This is a genomic window from Sulfuricurvum kujiense DSM 16994, from assembly GCF_000183725.1.
In the GTDB taxonomy this organism is placed as follows: domain Bacteria; phylum Campylobacterota; class Campylobacteria; order Campylobacterales; family Sulfurimonadaceae; genus Sulfuricurvum; species Sulfuricurvum kujiense.
The window spans coordinates 1-18,879 of sequence record NC_014762.1; the positions used below are offsets into that span (position 1 = coordinate 1).

Consider the following 18,879-nt stretch of genomic DNA (forward strand, 5'->3'; position numbering starts at 1 on the left):
TAATTTGATCCTAATTATAGGGAAAAATCGGTATTATTCACAAATACTATTCACAGGGTAAGGGTAAAGATGAATTCAATCGGTAAACAGGTTTTAAATGCTCTCAAAGGGGAGATCAATGAGATCGATTACCAACGCTATATTAAACAGCTAACGTATGACGAAGCCGAATCCAAAAGCAATATAGCGGTTTTTCGTGCTCCTAATACCCTTATAGCCAACTGGGTACGGACAAAATTTGCCGATAAAATCGCTCATCTTTTTGAAATTAAAACCAATGTAAAACCTACTGTATCGATTTTAATACAATCTACTTCCGTTCAATCTTCGGTACAAAATACCGTAGCCGTACCTAATATCGAACGCCCGGGCGGATCACTGCTTAACCCCTCGTTTACTTTTCAAAACTTTGTTGTGGGCGATTCCAATAATTTTGCCTTTATCGCAGCCAAAAACGTGAGTGAAAAACCGGGGGTCGTTTACAATCCCCTCTTTATCTACGGCGGTGTAGGACTGGGAAAAACCCATTTGATGCAATCGGTCGGAAATGTAATGCTATCCCAAGGAAAAACGGTTATTTATACTTCCGTAGAGCAGTTTCTAAACGATTTTACCCGCCATCTCAGCAACCGGACCATGGATCGTTTTAAAGATAAATACCGCAAATGTGATTTACTCCTTATCGACGATATCCAGTTTTTAAGTAATAAAAACCAAATACAGGAAGAGTTTTTCCATACGTTTGATGCCCTTCGAAACGAAAACAAGCAGATCATTATTACTTCCGATAAACCTCCTAAAAAAATCGGAGGTCTAGAAGAGCGCTTGAAAAGCCGTTTTGAATCGGGTCTCGTAGCCGATATCCAGCCTCCTGAACTCGAAACCAAAATCGAGATCATCAAGAAAAAATGTGAAATCAACCGTGTTAAACTCGATCGCGAAGTTATTAATTATGTTGCAACCATTATTGAAAACAATACCCGCGAAATCGAAGGAATCCTCTCAAAACTCAATGCCTATTCACAATTGATGGGTGTCGATATCACGATCGAATTTGCGCGTAATGTCCTTAAAGAGCAGATGGCTGAAAAACGGAGCAATATCACCACCGATCTCATTATGGATACCGTTGCCAAAGAGCTTAATATCAAACCGAGTGAAATACGCTCCAAAAGCCGTAATAGCAATATCGTATATGCACGCCGAATCGCTATTTATCTCTCCCGTACCCTTACTCCGAATTCTATGCCTCAATTGGCTCAGTATTTCGGAATGAAAGATCATACGGCCGTCAGCCATACCATGAAAAAAATTCAGGAACTGATGAAAAACGACGAAGATTTCCGCGTTAAAATAGAAGAACTTTCCAATAAAGTTTCTGTTGCCACTCCGGAATAACGTTTTGTGTTTGTAAAGGCTATTTAAAAAAGATATAATTCGTACACAAGTGAATAGATGTGAATGAAAGAAAATAGGTTCATCACATCGCAAAAGCAGGAGAGATGGGTGTTTTGAGGGTGTTTTCACCCATTCACACCCCCTTATTACTAACTACTACAATTAATGCTTATATATAATAAAAGGAGTCTTTTATGAAAATTACCGTTGACAAGTCGGTTTTGGAAAATATCCTTCTGCATCTACAACCTTTTTTAGAAAAAAAAGATACATCGCAAATCACATCCCATATTCTCCTTTCGACAGACGGAAGAACTCTCTATGCCAAAGCGACCGATTATGAAATCGGACTCATCATTCAGACAAATTCCGTTAATGTTGAAGAACCCGGCTCATTAACAGCAAACGGAAAAAAACTTCTCGATATTATCCGCATTTTAAAAGATGAAGAAATTGAGCTGACTCTGGATAAAGATACCCTTCATATTAGACAAAAACGCTCAAACTTCAAACTCCCTACCTATAAAAGCTCAGAATTTCCTGCTTTCCCGACTACAGACGGAAAACCTAATATCGCGATTAATTCTCATCTCTTAATTGAATCATTGAAAAAAATCACCCCTGCTGCCGATACCAATAACCCGAAATTCGAACTTAACGGTGCATTGATCGATATTAAAAATAATCAAATCAATTTTGTTTCTACCGATACACGTCGTCTTGCACTCGTTCATATTGACAGCCAAAACGACCATGAACTTTCAATCATTGTCCCTAAAAAAGCGATTATTGAAATTCAAAAACTTTTTGCCGACAACATTGAAATCTTTTACGACAATACCCATCTCGTTATCAAATCGGAAGATTCTCTTTTTTATACCAAACTGATTAACGGAAAATTTCCCGATTACAGCCGAATCATCCCTAAAGAAGCCCAACGGACGATTGTTCTGCCGAAAAGCGTTATTGTCACCGCTATCAAACAGATTACGACTATTTCCAATGATTTGAAATTAACATTCCAAAGCGATTCAATACTGTTTGAAAGTTTGAGCGATGATAACATCGAAGCAAAAACGACCGTTGAAATAGAAAACGGATTTGAATCTCCGTTTATTTTGGCTATCAACAGCCGCTATATTTTGGATTTTTTATCCCAAGTCAATGCTACAGAATTCACTCTCGAAGCCAATGAATCAAATCAACCGTTTGTTTTAAAAGATCAAAATTTTAAAACCATCGTTATGCCGATCGTTATCTAAATTTAACGCAAAGGAATTCATCCCTTTCAAGGAAACATCGCTATGCGAGCGGTATCCTTGTTTTGGCTACGCTAACGCTGAGTTCCACCCAAAGGGCACTTCGTCTTCAGCAGAGAGCTCGTATACAGTAAACCGCACTCGCTTCTATTTTCACAAACTTTCTATAAAACCTATTTTTTAGTTTAACTACGGTAAAATAAAGCCATTTAACACGCTTAAAAGCTGGAGCAACTATGGAAAATTACGGTGCTAGTAACATTAAAGTCCTAAAAGGTCTTGAAGCCGTTCGAAAACGACCGGGTATGTATATCGGTGATACCGGTCATCGCGGACTTCATCACTTGATCTACGAAGTCGTTGACAACTCAATCGATGAAGCGATGGCGGGACATTGTGATACGATCACGGTAACATTGACCAAAAACGGTACCGCAATAGTAAGCGATAACGGTCGGGGTATTCCGACCGACATGCATCCGACAGAGGGAATTTCTGCGGCAACGGTTGTTTTGACCGTATTGCACGCAGGGGGAAAATTCGACAAAGATACTTATAAAGTCTCGGGCGGTTTGCACGGGGTAGGGGTATCGGTTGTTAATGCCCTCAGTAGTGATCTCAAAATGACAATCCACCGTGAAGGTCAATCGTTTGAGCAAAACTTTAAATGCGGTATTCCTCAAGAGCCTTTGGCCATAACAGGCACAACACGTAAACGTGGAACAACCATTGAGTTTTTCCCGGATCCTTCGATCTTTACCGAAACGATTATTTTTGATTATGACTATTTGGCTAAACGTTTCCGTGAACTCGCTTACCTGAATCCTCGAATCACCATTATTTTCAAAGACGAACGTAACGGCGCGAGCAATACTTACCATTTCGAAGGGGGTATCAGCCAATTCGTTACCGATGTGAACAAAAAAACGGTTGTGGCTTCACCGTTTGCGTTCAGTGAAAAAATCGAAGATATCGAGATGGATATCGCAATTATGTATAACGACAGTTATGACGACAAAACGTTTACGTTCGTTAATAACATCAATACACCTAACGGCGGAACTCACGAAGCGGGTTTCCGTGCGGGTCTTACCCGTGTTATCTCAAACTACAACAAACAAAACGGTAATGCCAAAGAAAAAGATGTCCCTCTGACCGGCGAAGATGTATCCGAAGGGCTTATCTGTGTTGTTTCCGTACGGGTACCGGAGCCTCAGTTTGAAGGACAAACAAAAGGGAAACTCGGAAATACCTATGTTCGACCGTTGGTTCAAAAAGTCACGTATGAAAAACTGACCAAATATTTTGAAGAGAATCCGCTTCAAGCCAAAGCAATCGTCCAAAAAGCGTTAATGGCGGCACGAGGACGTGAAGCGGCGAAAAAAGCGCGTGAATTGACCCGCCGCAAAGATGCAATGACGGTCGGAACATTACCGGGTAAATTGGCTGACTGCCAAAGCAAAGATCCGGCAATCAGCGAATTGTATCTGGTGGAAGGGGACTCAGCGGGCGGTTCGGCGAAACAGGGACGTGATCGTGTCTTCCAAGCGATTTTGCCGCTCAAAGGTAAAATTTTGAACGTTGAAAAAGCGCGATTGGACAAAATTCTAAAATCCGAAGAGATCACCAATATGATCACCGCTTTGGGCTGCGGAATCGGTGAAGAGTTCAATGAAGAGAAACTTCGCTACCATAAAATCATCATCATGACCGATGCCGACGTCGACGGAAGCCATATCCAAACGCTGTTATTGACCTTCTTTTTCCGATATCTTCCGAAAATTGTCGAAAATGGATACCTCTATTTGGCACAACCGCCGTTGTATCGATACAAAAAAGGGAAAAAAGAGATCTATTTTAAAGATGACCGTGTTATGAACGCTTTCTTGATCGAGAACGGTATTGAAGCGTTAGAAGCGGAAAATCTGAATGTCGGTGTAAATGATCTCGTCTCATTTTTCAAAATGGTTGATCACTATCGCAGTACCCTTGATGCATTGGAACGCCGTTATGCTCTTGTGGAACTTATCCGTTATTTCATTGAAAATCCGGATTTGATCTCATTGCCGCTTACAGAGATGTATACCAAAGTTGAAGCTTTCTTGACAGCTCAGGGGAATAATATCCTTAGTAAAAGCGTGAGCGATGAAGATATGCATCTATTTGTACAAACCAAAGAGGGATTGGAAGAGCTTCACATCAATGATGAGCTTTTTGCTTCTCCGCATTTTGCCGAAGCAAACTATATTTTCCAAAAAATTCAGGATTGGAATCTTCCTCTGGAAGGTGATTTGCTCGAATTACTCACCCAAATTACCGATTATGCGAAAAAGGGTTCTTACATCCAGCGTTACAAAGGTCTCGGTGAGATGAATCCTGAACAGCTTTGGGAAACAACGATGACACCGGAGAACCGCGTATTGCTCCGTATCACGATCGAAGATGCGGAAACCGCAGGCGAATCGTTTAATCTCTTTATGGGTGATGATGTTGAACCGAGACGTAATTACATCGAAACACACGCCAAAGATGTTAAGCATCTGGATATCTAATTTTTAATGACCTACACCGAACAAAAAGAGAGAGAGCACCGCTTTGCCTTGGCATTGCGGATGGGATTGCCTATCTTTTTTTTGAGTTCGGTTACCCTTTTTGCCCTTTTCTCCCAAACCTATACTTCTCTCGCTTCTTTAATCGTGTTGTCCATATCGCTGCTCGGGATCATGATCTATTTTATTTTTTACCTCATTTATCAAAGTGCCCATGAGACGATTACCGATCCGACGACTTATGCATTTACCTCAGAATATTTTTTTAAATTAGGCTCAAAAGCGCTCCTCAAAAATACGCAAACCGTCATGATGATCAGCGTTGAGAATTTATGGTCTATCAATGAGCGCTACGGTATTAAAAACGGGGATAAAGCGCTCCAAAATACCGTAAAAAAGCTGGATCGGTTTTTCCGAGACAAAGGGTATGACAAACTTCCGATAGGGCGTTATAAAGGGGGTGACTTTTTAGCCTTTTTGCCGGGAGAAAAAGAGCAGTATAGAGTATTGATCGAGCTGTTTTTGTCCAAATACGAAAATCACATCGATAATGAGATTGAAATAAGAGTCGGGATCGTAATGGTAGATTCGCGCCTCTCGAATAATATGGAACTTTTGACAAGCCGTTTGTATGAACTTCATAACGATCGGTTAACAGCAGAAAAAGAGGAATTTTATTCAATCAACGAACTCGAACATGAAATACTTGAGGCATTGGAACATAAACGCATTTCGATCGGATTTTGGCCGGTATGCTGCGATGATGACATGTTTGACACGTCGGTGAAATTAATTGATTCCGAGGGGAGGCTGATTCATCAAAGCCGTTATATTCCCGTACTCAACCGACTCAATAAGATGCGTTTTCTGGAGAGTGACGTACTTGAAAAAATAGGGGCATTATGCAATGAGAAAAATCAAAATATAGTGTTAACTATCTCTCCCGTTACATTGCGGAATCCCCATTTTTTCGAGCATGCTCTCACTTTATTCGAACGTTATCCGAAAGCGCGGAATAAAATAACATTGTTGTTTGAAGAGAGGGAGTATTGTCATCAGCTAGAACGTTTTTCACAGCAAATAGCCCATTATCGCAAAGCCGGATATAAAATCGCTCTGGATCGTTTGGGCGGCTATCAGACAACCCTTTTATATCTCAAAGAGCTTGAGATAGATATTGTCCGTTTCGATTCTCTTTACAGCCGAAACATAAAAAAAGCGGGGTATCAGAATATTATTCAGGGGCTGAATCTCAGTGCCCATCTGTGCGGTGCGAAAACATGGATGTCGATGATTGAAGACTCAAATAGCGACCAGCTTTGCCAATCGCTTAAAATTAATTATCGGCAGGGAAATTATCTGGGTAAAATTTTAACACTGGACGACATTACTAAAAAGGAAACAAATATATGAAATACGGCGAGCAGATAGTCGAAAATTTCGATGTAGAAAAAGATTTTGAGATTTGGCCTAACCAGCATGAGCGCGATTATGTCATAAAAGTAACGTTACCCGAATTTACCTGTCTTTGTCCGCGCAGCGGATATCCCGATTTTGCAACGATTTATGTCGAATATACTCCGGATAAATGGGTTGCTGAACTCAAAGCTATCAAACTGTACATTAATTCGTTCAGAAACCGCCATATTTCGCACGAAAACAGTGCAAACGAGATTTACAGCGTCTTTGAACAGAAAATCGCTCCTAAGCGCTTAAAAGTGGTTGCAGACTATTATCCGCGCGGAAATGTTCATACGGTCGTGGAAATCGATAGTGAAAAGATGGTAAAAGAGAAGTAATTCGAAAGAAGAAGAATGCATATAAAGGGAAAAACCCTTTATATCAACCGAATTTACCGGTGATATATTCTTGGGTAAGTTTCTCTTTCGGGGTGACAAACAGCTCTTCGGTGTGTCCTAATTCAATCAATTCTCCCAGATACATAAATCCTGTATAGTCGCTGACACGTGCCGCCTGCTGCATATTGTGGGTAACGATGATGATCGAAACGCGTTCTTTCAACTCAATAACAAGTTTTTCGATCCCCTGTGTCGAAATAGGATCAAGTGCCGAGGTCGGTTCGTCGAATAACAAAACTTCCGGCTCAACCGCGATGGCGCGGGCGATACATAAACGCTGCTGTTGTCCTCCTGAGAGGCCGTTTGCATCGTTTTTGAGGCGGTCGCTGACCTCTTTCCATAATGCGGCGTCCTGAAGCGCTTTTTCGACACGTCCTTCAAGCTCCGTTTTGTTTTTAATACCTTGCAAACGCATTCCGTAAGCGACATTGTCAAAAATAGACATCGGAAATGCGGTCGGTTTTTGGAAAATCATCCCGATTTTAGTCCGCAAAAAGATAAGATCTTCTTTCGGATTCAAAATATTGCGCCCTTCAAATTCGATTTCTCCGTTGTAGGTATTGCCGGGATAAAGATCATGCATTCGGTTAAAAGCGCGCAATAGAGTCGTTTTACCACAGCCGGACGGTCCGATAAGTGCTGTAACGGCATTTTTGGCAATCGGCATCGAAACTTTTTTCAGGCTAGGTGATGACGCACCTTTATAGGTAAATTCAAAATTACGCACATGAAGTGCACACTCTTCTTTGATATCGATAATGCTTGCCATGGATTATTTCCTTTTTCCCATTAATAAAATAAGTCGTCCCATAATATTGAGACCTAATATAAACATCGAGAGGATAAAGGCAGCTGCCCATCCGAGTTGCTGCCAGTCATCATAAGGACTGATCGCATAGTTAAACATTGTTACCGTCAGAGAAGGCATCGCTTCATTCAAATCGGTTGTGAAAAAGTTGTCGTTAAACGAGGTAAACAGCAACGGTGCCGTTTCACCGCCGACACGGGCGATACCGAGGAGTACACCGGTCAAAATACCCGCTTTAGCTCCGCGATATACGACATCGATTATCACTTTATACTTTGGTGCTCCGAGGGCAAATGCCGCTTCACGAAGGGTCCCGGGTACAAGTTGAAGCATATCATCGGTCGTGCGCAAAATAACCGGAATCATAATAATGGCCAGAGCGATAGCTCCGGCCCAAGCGCTGAAATGGCCCATAGGCATAACGACGACGGCATAGACAAACGCCCCGATAACGATTGAGGGGGCCGACATCATGATATCGGAGATGTCACGGATAGTGTGGGCCAATTTTGAATTTTTGCCGTATTCGCTCAAATAGGTTCCCGCCATGATACCGAGCGGAACACCGATAAGGGTTGCCAAACCGACAAGGATAAGCTGTCCGATCAGAGCGTGTCTGAGACCGCTTTCAGCATATCCCGGAGGCGAACCTTCATAAATAAAGATATTCCAGTTCAGGGCATTAACCCCTTTCATAACCAAAACTCCGAGAATCCAGAACAAAAAGGCAAGGGCAATAATAGCACTTAGTGTCGAGAAAGTTAACGCTATACGGTTGATAATGATCCGTTTTTGTGTAGATGTCATTGTCCTTTCCTCACTTTACGCAAAAAATAAAATTTTGCGATGGCAATAACGACAAAGCTCATAATGAGCAATGTCAATGCTAATCCGAATAGGCTAGAGAAATAAAGGGAACTGTCGGCTTCGGTAAACTCATTGGCAAGGGTAACCGGAATCGAAGTCGTCGGATCCATAATTGAGCTCGGGGTGTGATGGACATTCCCCATAACGAACGTAACCGCCATTGTCTCACCGATCGCTCGGCCGAGTGCCAGGATAAGAGAACCGATAATACCTGCTTTTGCGTAAGGGATGATGACGTCTTTAATGACATCCCATTGTGTCCCGCCGAGTGCATAAGCGGATTCTTTGAGAATATCGGGTGTCGTATTCATCGCATCGCGGGTAACGGCAGCCATAAACGGAAGAATCATAATGGCCAAAACAATTCCCGCTGCAAGCAGACCAATCCCCATTCCGCCGAAAATATCGCGTAAGATAGGGACGAAGAAAAACAATCCCCACATCCCGTAAATGACCGAGGGGATAGCGGCAAGGAGCTCAACGCTTACGCCGAAGAATCCTTTGATTTTGTCATGGGCGATTTCGCTCAGAAAGATGGCGACGCCGATCGCAACCGGGATAGCCAAAAGCATTGCCAAAAAAGTAGAAGCGACCGAGCCGAATATAGCCGCATAGGCACCGAATTTATCGAGATTCGGCGCCCATTCGTCTTTGGTGATGAAATCAAAGCCGAAGGTCTGCATCGCTTCGGTGGAGTGATTAAAGAGGACCACAAATATCCATGCGACGATGAATAAAATCAGCAGTGCGCTGGTGCGGGTCATGTTTAAGAAGATTTTATCAATCATGCCTTGCCTTACCTTAAAATAATTTGGCAATTTTATTACATGATCATTACAACACTGTTACCAAAACCTCTTTTATTACGACAAAGGAATAAAATCCCTTTGTCTACGCATGAGGCTATGACGTTAAAGCTTGCCTCTTTCGAGGTAGATATTAAGCCATTCCAGTGCTTGATCCCGGGTGAAAAACAGTTGATTAAGTTGGGCGTCGTAGGCATCATTCAGGATCGATTTAAAGGCTTCGGAAGGAGGCATTCCCAACGCGATCAGATCGCGTCCCATCAATAGTGGAACGGGCGGTTCAACTAAAACACCTAATGCTGAAGCTCTCTCATAGAGCCACTCGCCCGCTTCAAAATGTTCAGGGATATTTCCGACGAAGGCTCTTCCGAAAAAATCGGCTTTTGCAACCAAAATCAGATCACGGATACAGACGTATGTACTCAGACGGAGAATGTCGCTGTCGAGGGCATTTGAGCGATACAGTTTTCGCGGCCATCCGTGATAACGGATAAGGGGTAAAATACGGCTGATGAGTGTTTTGTCTTCGGTTACCCGTTCCAGCCAGTCTTGGGCCATTTCAGCTCCGATTTCGGCATGTTTCGGGGCATTGAGAATACCATCGGCGTAAAGAGTCGTATCGGGCTTGCCGATATCGTGCAATAACACGGCTAACATCAATATGATATCATCTCTCCACTCTCCGCAACGCAGAGATGCCATCGAATCCAGCGCCATCAGGGTATGGACCCAAACGGAACCTTCGGGATGGGAATCTTTTTCCTGGGGAGTTTCTTCTAGCCTGTCAAGAGGGGTAAAAAAACCAAGGGCTCCCATATCACGTAATAATGCCATCCCGATTGAGGGGCGGTTACTTTGGAGGAGAAGCTTTTTAAACTCTTCAAAAATACGTTCTTTCGGAAGTTCATTAAGCGCTCCGTTTGCAATCATTTGGCGGCACAGCGCTAACAAGTTTTTATCGCATGTTAGCTCAAAACGGGCGGTAAACTGTACGGCCCGCAGTACTCGCAGAGGGTCGTCTATAAACGTTTCGGGATCAACGCATCTGAGCCGTTTGGCTTTTAAATCTTCAACTCCACCGAACGGGTCGAGAAGGGTTTGGGTAAGCGGGTCGTAACCGATGGCGTTAATCGTAAAATCACGTCGGCGTGCCGCTGCGGAAAAATCGAGATCGCTAAACCATTCCAGCTCAAATCCCTTGTGTCCGAATCCTGATTTGGATTCGGTACGCGGAGGGGAAAAGTCGATGGAGTACCCTTCGTAATTGAGTTTTAGAACGCCGAAGCTTTTTCCGTATAGCCCCAATTTTCCGAAAGGGCGAAGGAGGGCTTCGAGCGTTTCCAGGGAAGTTACTCCGTAAAGCTCGATATCAAGATCGGATGTCGTGTGCCCCGTGAAGAAGTCGCGGACAAATCCGCCGACAAAAATAGGTTTGATCCCGTGATGTGAAAGATGTTCAACCAGTCGTACCAAGGGAGGAAATAAAGGGATCATTTTTTGGAAGGGCCCTTTTTTTCGACGAGATTTGCGAGGGAAAAGCTAAAGGTAGATCCGATTCCGAGTATACTCTCTATCCGAAGTTCGGAATCATGCAGTTTTAAAATATAGCTGACGATGGAGAGTCCAAGCCCCATGGAGTTGTCCCAGCGGTTTTTTTGGACGCGGTAAAATTTTGAAGTAATTTTATCAAGTTCTGATTGAGCGATTCCGATCCCTTTGTCGCTAACGCTCAGGGTATTATCCGTTAGTGTCACCGTTACCTCTTCATCCGAATATTTGAGTGCATTGTCGATGAGATTGGTAATGATTAGTTCAATCATCGTTTTATCGGCAAAAACGGTTTTTGCCGTACCGTGGTAAGTAATGGAGCGTGCCGGATATTTGGCTTGCAGAATAGAGATCGAATCATGACATATGTCGGAAATATTGAATGACGAAGGTTTAATGGAGAGGTCGTTGTTTTCTAGTTTTACGGAAAGTGCCAGACGGTCCAGCATCAAAGTAACGCGTTGGGTATTGGAGAGGATTTTATCCAAAAACTTTTCACGAATTTTGGGATCGATATTCAAATCATCATGGAGTGTTTCGGCATATCCCATAATGGCGGCGATGGGGTTTTTGAATTCATGGCTGATTGCGGAGAGGATATCGTTTTGCTGTTTGTTGATGAGGCGCAGTTTGGCGGTGTGCTTACGCTTTTGTTTGTCACGGTTATGAAGTTTTTTAACCAGATTTTTGAGAAGAATCGAAATTTGCAAAAACTCGCGAAAGTATTCCGGTTTGAGAACCGCCCGGTAGTTTTTGGCAGAAACTTCATCCAAATAACGGGTAATTTGGAGGATATCGTAACGTGCTTTTTTGGAGATGTTGTAAGCGATTAGCAGGGCGATAACGACCAGTATGCCGAAACCTCCGACAAGCTGAATCCATAAGACGTAAAAGTGTTTCATTACCCCTTCGAGACTCATAGCAAGGCGGATGTAAAATGTCCGTTCGGGTGTAACAATTTTATGGGCGACATAGATGAAATCGGTTTTAACTGTTTTTGAATATCGGATAGCCGTTCCGTAAGGCTCCGTCATGGCATGCATTACTTCTACCCGTCCGATATGGTTTTCCATCGTCGTTTTATCGGCATCGCTTTCAGCCATGACATTTCCGTTTTCGTCGATAACGGTAACCCGTAGAAAGGTTTTTCCGGCGGCTTGGGCAACAAAACGGTCAAAATCGTTGGTTGAAGTCAGCAGAGGCTCTAAAAGATTGATATTTTCAATCAGCCGCTCTTCACTGTCATTTATGATCATGGATTTAAGGGTAAAATAGCTGATTAGCGAAGCAACGAACAATGCGGCGACAAAAAGGCCTAAAACATTAAGAAAGAAAAGCTGATGGATCCTTAGCACAGTGTGTAACCGACTCCCCGTACCGTTTTGATATATTCTTTGGACTTATCGGGATCGATTTTTTCTTTGAGGCGGTTAATCGCAACGTTGACGGTGCGGTCTTGATACACTTCGTCACCGCCCCATACGTTTTCGAGAAGATAATCACGCTCAAGAACGACATTTTCATTCACGATAAGAGCATGCAGGAGATCGAATTCGAGTTTGGTGAGTTCTATCGGATTGCTTTCGATAAATACCGTTCTAGCAGCCAGATTGAGCGAGATATCACGGTAGGACAGATTCCCTTCATTCGAAAGCTTTTTAGTACGGCGCAATACCGCTTTAACCCGCAGGATCAACTCTTTCATACTGAAAGGTTTGGCGATGTAATCGTCCCCACCCCGTTCAAATCCCTGTTCGATATCTTCGTCTTTGTTCTTTGCACTCACGAAAATAACCGGCGTCTGCATTCCCCGTTTTCGCAATGACTCGACAAACTCGCTTCCTTCTGCACCCGGAAGATTCCGATCCATAAGGATCAAATCCACATTTTCTTCTTCAAGGGCATTGTTAACGTGTTTGGTATTGAGAAATCCTATGGTTTCAAACCCCTCTTTCGTGAGGTGATATTCCATAAGTTCCAAAATATCCTGTTCGTCTTCGACAATCAGTATCAACGCATTCACGGCTGATTCCTTTTTTTTATTAGTGTAAAACGCCAAAGGAATAAAATCCCTTTGGCTACGCTAGCCGCTAAGGCACTAAAGCTTGCCTCATTCGAGGCAGAAGCGGCTCGCATAAAAAGGTTATGCAAGAAGTCTAATTGTGCAAGTTTAACTCGCCGCCCTTTTGTGCATAGAGCATCAACGAAGCTATATTGACCGTACGATCACCGATTCGCTCTAATTTGCGTAATGTTCCTAACACTCTAACATATTCGACGGCAAGTTCATTCGCGTCGATGATCAGGTTTAGAAGCTCTTTCTCCATTAAAGAAAATAGATCGTCATTTTTGGACTCTTCGACCATCACTTTACGATAGGTATCGTCCGCGTCGCATGAGTCGATGTTATTTAAACATTCTGAAATGTATTGTAACGCATTGATCGTTGTTTTATGCAACTGAACGATCGCATTGGTCAAAACGCTCATGTCGCATCCTCCCATACAGTGGTCATGCAAACGTTTGCTGTATTTTTTGAGTCCGTCGCCGATACGGTCAATTTCATTGGTCATTTTCAAATATGCGACAAGCAATCGTAACTCATCGGCTTCTGGACCGAAAAGGGCGAATGTTTTAATAATTTCGTTATCAATTTTGTTGGCATCCACTTGAATATTTTTAATATAGGTACGTGAGATCTCGTACAGTTCTGCATTGTCGGTTTCAAATGCTTTGAGCGTCTCTTCGCTTGATTGAATAATCTGAGAGAGCATTACGGAGATCATTCCCCGAATTTCATTGAGTTTGTTTTCATAGCGTGGTAGCATTAGCGTGCCTTTGATTAAATGATGGTGCGCGATTATAACAATGATTTATAACCGTGAGATTACAAACATAAATGGACTTTTGTAATCGTTTCGTTACCGGAGGCCTCTACAATACGTCCATCAAAAATTCCAAAAGGATTCCATCATGCTAACAAATGTCATTAAAGGTTTGGTTATCGCTGGCGTAGCGGCAACTTCTATGATCGCAGCAGACAAAATCAACGGTGCAGGTGCTACATTCCCGGCTCCGGTATATTACGATTGGGCGTATAACTATCAAAAAGCGACTAAAACACGTGTTAACTATCAAGCAATCGGATCAGGCGGCGGTATCAAGCAAATCTCTGAGCGTATCGTAGATTTCGGTGCAACAGATGCTCCTTTGACACAAAAAGAACTTGACAAAGCAAAATTGACTCAGTTTCCTGCGGTTATCGGTTCTATCGTTGTAGCACATAACCTTCCGGGTGTAGCGGACGAAAAATTGAAACTTAAAAACTCTGTTGTTGCTGACATTTTCGCCGGTAAAATTACAATGTGGAACGATCCTGCTATCACTGCGGACAATGCGGGTATCAAGCTTCCGGCAGAAAAAATTATCGTTGCTCACCGTTCAGACGGATCAGGAACTACCTATGTTTTTACCGATTTCTTGAGTGATTCGTCACAAAACTGGAAAAGCAAATTCGGTATCGGTAAAGCGATCGGCTGGGCAACCGGTGTCGGCGGAAAAGGGAATGAGGGTGTAACAAACCTTATCAAACAAACTCCGTACTCAATCGGGTATATCGAAAATGCGTATAAAGAGAAAAACAACCTTTCAGCCGCAACTTTGCAAACAGCAAGCGGAAAATGGGTAACTGCTACTAAAGCAAACTTTATGGCAGCGGTTAAACAAGCTTCTTGGAAAAAATCAGAAGGCTTCTACGGATCATTGGTATCTCAAAAAGGCGATACTGCATATCCGATCGTAGCGGCAACGTACATCCTTTTACCGAAAGAGAAAGCGGAAATGAATGACCAAGTTATCAAATTCTTTGACTATGCGTTCAAAAACGGCGACAAAGCGGCTGAAAAATTGGGTTATATCCCATTGCCGGTTGAAACAACCAATCTTGTCCGCGAATATTGGGCAGAAACTAAATAACTTTAACGCAAAGGGAGTTATTCTTCCTTTAGCCGTGTTAGCGCCGGGTTTTACCCAAAGGGCCCTTCTCCTTCGAGGGGAAGCCCAAATCAAAAAATTTCTCTAAAATCGTTTCTGATTTCGATAGCTTTAAGAACATATCGGTGTCTTTAAAGGTGTCTTTTTAGACCCACGTTTCATTCTCCTTCTTCAATACCTTAAGTTTTACTCATCTGTCCTTGCGTATGCGTTCAGATGAGTGTTTTTCATTCATTTTCCTTATCGTAATCATTTTGCAATGTAACATTGGCGTAATCTATTTTTTCTACAATGACACCATTAAAAAACAGGAGTGATTCTTATGAAAAAAGTTGCATTATCTGCCCTTGCTGCGGTAGTGATTAGCGGTGTTGCATCAGCCGATGCATTGACTCTTTACAGTGATCCGAAAACAGGACAGGTTTACACAACTCCTGGTGAAGGGCGTGTTGAAATGGGCGATTTCGTCAGCGCAAAAGAAGTTGACATGCAAATGCGCGATTTGGAATCAAAAGGTTCTGAATACCAAGACAAAATGTCTAAATACGTAAACGTAAAATCTAAAGCTAAAACACTTGAGTTCAGCGGTACTCACTATTTCGGTTTGACATCGGCAAGCCCGTCTACAACAGTTTCAGATGCGGATGGATCACATACTAGTAAATATGCAGGGACATCGACCGGATTTGAATTGCGCCGTAACTATGTGCAAGTAAAAGCCTATTTCAATGATAAAGATTATTTCCGCGTAACAATGGATACGACAAAAGAACTTGCATCTTCAACAAGCTATGCAAATATCTATGCGAAATATGCTTATTTGTATCTTGACAAAGTACTTCCGTATACCGGTGTTGAGATCGGTATTGCGCACCGTCCGTGGATCGATTACGAAGAGCACAATGCATGGCATTACCGTTCTTTCAATAAAGTAGTATTGGAAGAAAAAGGGACTGCTACGGAAACTGGTGTTGACCTTGTTAACTCTGCTGACTTGGGTGTGAATTTCAAAACCCAAACAGATGCTTTCAGCTCTGAAATCGGTATTTTCAACGGTGAAGGTTACCATGCCGACAAAGCGGCTGCTAACCAAGAAAACGATTCAAAACTTTCACTTGAATGGCGTTTGACGGGACACATCCTCGGCAGCGGTACAAAAGTGGGTAAAAACGACCGTACTAAAGATACGTATGCCAATATCTCTACATACGGTTTGATCTCTAAAAACCATAAAGACGATGACGTCGATTTGCAAGGTGTGGACAGCCCGAATGAATACGACCGCTCTATTTACGGAATCCATGCGGTTTATAACCAACCGGAATTCCTGATCGCGGCACAGTATTTTACGGCAAAAGATGACAAACGTACACAAAATATTGCTACAGGATTTGATACGAAAGATTACAAAGGTTGGTCGGTCAATGCCGAATACCGCCCTTTCCAAGATTGGACTGTTATCGGACGTTATGACAATTACAGCATTGAAAGCGAATTAAACGGAGTCGATGTCAATGATATCGAAGGTGATAAAATCATTGCCGGTTTGGCATACAAATACAATAAAAACGTAAGTTTTATCGCTTCAGCTAAATTCGCTGATGAAAAAGATAAAAAGGTTGCCGCGAAATCTTCAGATACCGGCGAATCTAAAGACGTTTATATGTTGACGACCGAAGTTAAATGGTAATAACCGCTTAACGACAGATTCTCTCCTTCATTTCCCGCATCTGCGGGAATGGTACTCTTCACCTTTTTTAAAAACCCCGATTAAAAGTTAGCATAATTTATATCTGCTCAAAACGAAGGCCGTGTATCATACTGAATCGATACACTCTAAGGGCATTGATGAGATTAAACAATAAAAGAGCGAACATTGCCGAAGCCGCAATGGCGCCGACGACAAACAGTTCCAATACAAAGATTCCGCCAAGAAGCGAAAAAGTTGTGAGCAGGAAAAGGGAAAAAAGAGTTTTGGCACGTGATTGCGGAATAATATTCGACATAATAGGGGCATCCATAATCCCGTTTGAACTCAGATGAAACCACACCAGAAACGGGACGATTTTCCCCATCATCCCTAAAATGATCGAGAGTGAAAAAAGAATGAATGCGATAAGGGAGATGCTAAGCAGGGGCTTATAATTCCCCCATTCATAGACACCGTATGCCATAATAGCAATGTACAGCAAAGCAATCCCCGTAGTCCAAAACAAAATACTCACGTCACTAACACGGCGTTTGCGCAGCTGAAGCCTCTTTAGCGTGGTGATAATAAATCCAGTAAATAATGCCCCGAGCGTCAGATCAAATATCCAGACATACGGAAATGCAAAAAAGAGCCAGACGACTTTCAGAAACAGCGAAGCGGCAATAATTCTGAATGCGTTACGCTTGCACCAGCCGTTGTAAGGTATCGTGACGTAAAACATTTCGATAACCTGAAAAGCTACCGCAACGATAAGGGTGCCGATCCATCCGATGAGTCCCAGAGAATAGTGGGATGTGCGAATAGCATCATGCATGGTGCTAAAAGAGCTATTGGCATACGATGATGCCATAACAATACCGAAAAGGGCTGTTAGCGAAAGGGAGATAAGGGCGAGCCGCATCCCTCGAAGCGTATCATGGGTTACTCCTCCGAAAAGGAGCGGGAGGATGAGATTGGCGGTGTAGAGGATAGATGAGGCTAAAAACACGGCGGCGACGATAAACATAACAGAGGCATTAAAGGCAAAAGCCCCGGATAAAGAGAGTATGCCTACCGTTAAAAAAACATGAATGATTAAAGCATTTCCGCTTGCAGCGGGGATAGGACGCCCACCCAAAACACTCTGCATCTGAAACAGCGCTCCGATCATCGCCATGGTTATAACCCCCAAAAACATCATATGAATCACTGCAAGAGAGATTGGATGGGCGGGAGTTAAAACAGCTTCAGGATGAAAGAAAATGCTCAGGGACAGGAGAATTCCGAATAACGGAACGGTGAGAAAAAAGCGCATCACCGCTGAAATAGGGGGAGCCTGGTCGAGGGAGAGTCCGTTATACATGCTCATGCTCCAGTTTCACCGCAGAACTGCGGGTAAAATAGATATGCCACAGATCTTCTCGCTCCATGACACTCAAATATCGGCCGTCGTTTTTAACAATGATCTCAAAAAGGGGGATCGGTTCACGTCTGTGAATCATGTGAACGATTTCGTCGCCCGAAAGCTTTTTAAAGGCATTGACCGCCATCTCCAGCGGGACGGGATGGTCATATTCGCGGATATCGAGGAGGATCATTGCCCCATATCCTTTAGGATTTGAATCATATGCTCAGAATCGCTTCCCAATGCGCGGTCGATCATCGGATAGAGCATCTGTTCCTCTTTCATATTGTGCTGCTGAAGCATAATCATCATGGATTCGCCGATACCGAAAAAATCATTATAGCGCTTTTCATTCAACGCACTTTTCATCGATTCCAAAAGACTTCGCAGCTGCTGATGCTCATAGCGCATCATCTGCGTCGGTCCCCCCGTCATCCCGGTCCGTTTTTCGAAGGTAATAAAAAGTTCGCGTTCTTCCATATCGAAGTGATGATTGGTGGCTCGGTAAAATTCGTCGAATAATCTGACCGCATCATCGACTTTTTTTTCGCTTAGGGCATTTTCGGCTTCTGTGTAATAATGATCGCACGCACGGTGATCGTCACGCATAAATTCTAAAATCATGAAATTCCTTTTATACTTTAATGGTGACAGTATAAAAGGATCAAGAACGATAAGACTTGATCGAAATCAAGAT

General features: G+C 42.8%; 17 protein-coding genes. 7 read left to right on the forward strand and 10 right to left on the reverse strand.

The window, feature by feature from the left end:
* Window positions 1-69 precede the first annotated feature (69 nt).
* From dnaA to queF, 5 genes are all read left to right on the forward strand, one after another.
* Window positions 70-1,398 carry a chromosomal replication initiator protein DnaA gene (dnaA, locus tag SULKU_RS00005; protein ID WP_013458866.1) on the forward strand — a complete coding sequence of 443 codons (1,329 nt, stop codon included), beginning with the start codon at window positions 70-72 and terminating at the stop codon, window positions 1,396-1,398.
* Between the two features lie 194 nt (window positions 1,399-1,592).
* Complete coding sequence (dnaN, locus tag SULKU_RS00010; protein WP_013458867.1) at window positions 1,593-2,660, forward strand: DNA polymerase III subunit beta; 1,068 nt, start codon at window positions 1,593-1,595, stop codon at window positions 2,658-2,660.
* Between the two features lie 233 nt (window positions 2,661-2,893).
* A complete protein-coding gene (gene gyrB, locus SULKU_RS00015; RefSeq protein WP_013458868.1) occupies window positions 2,894-5,209 on the forward strand; it encodes a DNA topoisomerase (ATP-hydrolyzing) subunit B in 2,316 nt (771 codons plus the stop codon).
* 6 nt (window positions 5,210-5,215) lie between these two features.
* Window positions 5,216-6,619 (forward strand): EAL domain-containing protein, encoded by a 1,404-nt coding sequence (locus tag SULKU_RS00020; RefSeq protein ID WP_013458869.1) that lies wholly within the window; start codon window positions 5,216-5,218, stop codon window positions 6,617-6,619.
* Window positions 6,616-7,005, forward strand: coding sequence for a preQ(1) synthase (gene queF, locus SULKU_RS00025; RefSeq protein WP_013458870.1), 390 nt, complete (start codon window positions 6,616-6,618; stop codon window positions 7,003-7,005). The genes SULKU_RS00020 and queF overlap by 4 nt, the downstream gene beginning before the upstream one ends.
* 43 nt (window positions 7,006-7,048) lie before the next feature.
* Here the strand turns inward: queF and pstB are convergent, their stop codons facing one another.
* The 7 genes from pstB to SULKU_RS00060 form a co-directional block, all read right to left on the reverse strand.
* Window positions 7,049-7,834, reverse strand: coding sequence for a phosphate ABC transporter ATP-binding protein PstB (pstB, locus tag SULKU_RS00030; RefSeq protein WP_013458871.1), 786 nt, complete (start codon window positions 7,832-7,834; stop codon window positions 7,049-7,051).
* 3 nt (window positions 7,835-7,837) lie between these two features.
* Window positions 7,838-8,680: a phosphate ABC transporter permease PstA gene (pstA, locus tag SULKU_RS00035; RefSeq protein WP_013458872.1), complete on the reverse strand. Its 843-nt coding sequence runs from the start codon at window positions 8,678-8,680 to the stop codon at window positions 7,838-7,840.
* On the reverse strand, window positions 8,677-9,528 hold the full coding sequence (pstC, locus tag SULKU_RS00040; protein ID WP_013458873.1) for a phosphate ABC transporter permease subunit PstC: 852 nt from the start codon (window positions 9,526-9,528) through the stop codon (window positions 8,677-8,679). Before pstC ends, pstA begins: the two co-directional genes overlap by 4 nt.
* Before the next feature lie 123 nt (window positions 9,529-9,651).
* A complete protein-coding gene (locus SULKU_RS00045; protein ID WP_013458874.1) occupies window positions 9,652-11,040 on the reverse strand; it encodes a CCA tRNA nucleotidyltransferase in 1,389 nt (462 codons plus the stop codon).
* A complete protein-coding gene (locus SULKU_RS00050) occupies window positions 11,037-12,449 on the reverse strand; it encodes a sensor histidine kinase (RefSeq protein ID WP_013458875.1) in 1,413 nt (470 codons plus the stop codon). The genes SULKU_RS00045 and SULKU_RS00050 overlap by 4 nt, the downstream gene beginning before the upstream one ends.
* Window positions 12,443-13,117 (reverse strand): response regulator transcription factor, encoded by a 675-nt coding sequence (locus SULKU_RS00055; RefSeq protein WP_013458876.1) that lies wholly within the window; start codon window positions 13,115-13,117, stop codon window positions 12,443-12,445. Before SULKU_RS00055 ends, SULKU_RS00050 begins: the two co-directional genes overlap by 7 nt.
* Before the next feature lie 133 nt (window positions 13,118-13,250).
* A complete protein-coding gene (locus SULKU_RS00060; protein WP_013458877.1) occupies window positions 13,251-13,922 on the reverse strand; it encodes a phosphate signaling complex PhoU family protein in 672 nt (223 codons plus the stop codon).
* 145 nt (window positions 13,923-14,067) lie between these two features.
* Between SULKU_RS00060 and pstS the strand changes: the two genes are divergently transcribed.
* Window positions 14,068-15,069: a phosphate ABC transporter substrate-binding protein PstS gene (pstS, locus tag SULKU_RS00065; RefSeq protein ID WP_013458878.1), complete on the forward strand. Its 1,002-nt coding sequence runs from the start codon at window positions 14,068-14,070 to the stop codon at window positions 15,067-15,069.
* Window positions 15,070-15,409: 340 nt separating this feature from the next.
* Window positions 15,410-16,777 carry a hypothetical protein gene (locus tag SULKU_RS00070; protein WP_013458879.1) on the forward strand — a complete coding sequence of 456 codons (1,368 nt, stop codon included), beginning with the start codon at window positions 15,410-15,412 and terminating at the stop codon, window positions 16,775-16,777.
* 97 nt (window positions 16,778-16,874) lie between these two features.
* On the opposite strand, the gene SULKU_RS00075 is transcribed toward SULKU_RS00070, so the two are convergent.
* From SULKU_RS00075 to SULKU_RS00085, 3 genes are read right to left on the reverse strand one after another with little or no spacing between them, the layout of a single operon-like run.
* Complete coding sequence (locus SULKU_RS00075) at window positions 16,875-18,140, reverse strand: hypothetical protein (protein ID WP_013458880.1); 1,266 nt, start codon at window positions 18,138-18,140, stop codon at window positions 16,875-16,877.
* On the reverse strand, window positions 18,133-18,375 hold the full coding sequence (locus SULKU_RS00080; RefSeq protein ID WP_013458881.1) for a DUF2249 domain-containing protein: 243 nt from the start codon (window positions 18,373-18,375) through the stop codon (window positions 18,133-18,135). The genes SULKU_RS00075 and SULKU_RS00080 overlap by 8 nt, the downstream gene beginning before the upstream one ends.
* On the reverse strand, window positions 18,372-18,806 hold the full coding sequence (locus tag SULKU_RS00085) for a hemerythrin domain-containing protein (RefSeq protein ID WP_013458882.1): 435 nt from the start codon (window positions 18,804-18,806) through the stop codon (window positions 18,372-18,374). Before SULKU_RS00085 ends, SULKU_RS00080 begins: the two co-directional genes overlap by 4 nt.
* Between the last annotated feature and the right edge of the window lie 73 nt (window positions 18,807-18,879).

Bases quoted from the DNA above. Each gene is read 5' to 3' on its own strand.
- SULKU_RS00060 (WP_013458877.1), bottom strand. From the start codon at position 13,922: ATGCTACCACGCTATGAAAACAAACTCAATGAAATTCGGGGAATGATC.
- pstS (WP_013458878.1), top strand. From the start codon at position 14,068: ATGCTAACAAATGTCATTAAAGGTTTGGTTATCGCTGGCGTAGCGGCA.
- dnaA (WP_013458866.1), top strand. From the start codon at position 70: ATGAATTCAATCGGTAAACAGGTTTTAAATGCTCTCAAAGGGGAGATC.
- SULKU_RS00045 (WP_013458874.1), bottom strand. From the start codon at position 11,040: ATGATCCCTTTATTTCCTCCCTTGGTACGACTGGTTGAACATCTTTCA.
- SULKU_RS00020 (WP_013458869.1), top strand. From the start codon at position 5,216: ATGACCTACACCGAACAAAAAGAGAGAGAGCACCGCTTTGCCTTGGCA.
- pstA (WP_013458872.1), bottom strand. From the start codon at position 8,680: ATGACATCTACACAAAAACGGATCATTATCAACCGTATAGCGTTAACT.
- SULKU_RS00085 (WP_013458882.1), bottom strand. From the start codon at position 18,806: ATGATTTTAGAATTTATGCGTGACGATCACCGTGCGTGCGATCATTAT.
- pstC (WP_013458873.1), bottom strand. From the start codon at position 9,528: ATGATTGATAAAATCTTCTTAAACATGACCCGCACCAGCGCACTGCTG.
- dnaN (WP_013458867.1), top strand. From the start codon at position 1,593: ATGAAAATTACCGTTGACAAGTCGGTTTTGGAAAATATCCTTCTGCAT.
- queF (WP_013458870.1), top strand. From the start codon at position 6,616: ATGAAATACGGCGAGCAGATAGTCGAAAATTTCGATGTAGAAAAAGAT.
- SULKU_RS00070 (WP_013458879.1), top strand. From the start codon at position 15,410: ATGAAAAAAGTTGCATTATCTGCCCTTGCTGCGGTAGTGATTAGCGGT.
- SULKU_RS00080 (WP_013458881.1), bottom strand. From the start codon at position 18,375: ATGATCCTCCTCGATATCCGCGAATATGACCATCCCGTCCCGCTGGAG.
- gyrB (WP_013458868.1), top strand. From the start codon at position 2,894: ATGGAAAATTACGGTGCTAGTAACATTAAAGTCCTAAAAGGTCTTGAA.
- pstB (WP_013458871.1), bottom strand. From the start codon at position 7,834: ATGGCAAGCATTATCGATATCAAAGAAGAGTGTGCACTTCATGTGCGT.
- SULKU_RS00075 (WP_013458880.1), bottom strand. From the start codon at position 18,140: ATGTATAACGGACTCTCCCTCGACCAGGCTCCCCCTATTTCAGCGGTG.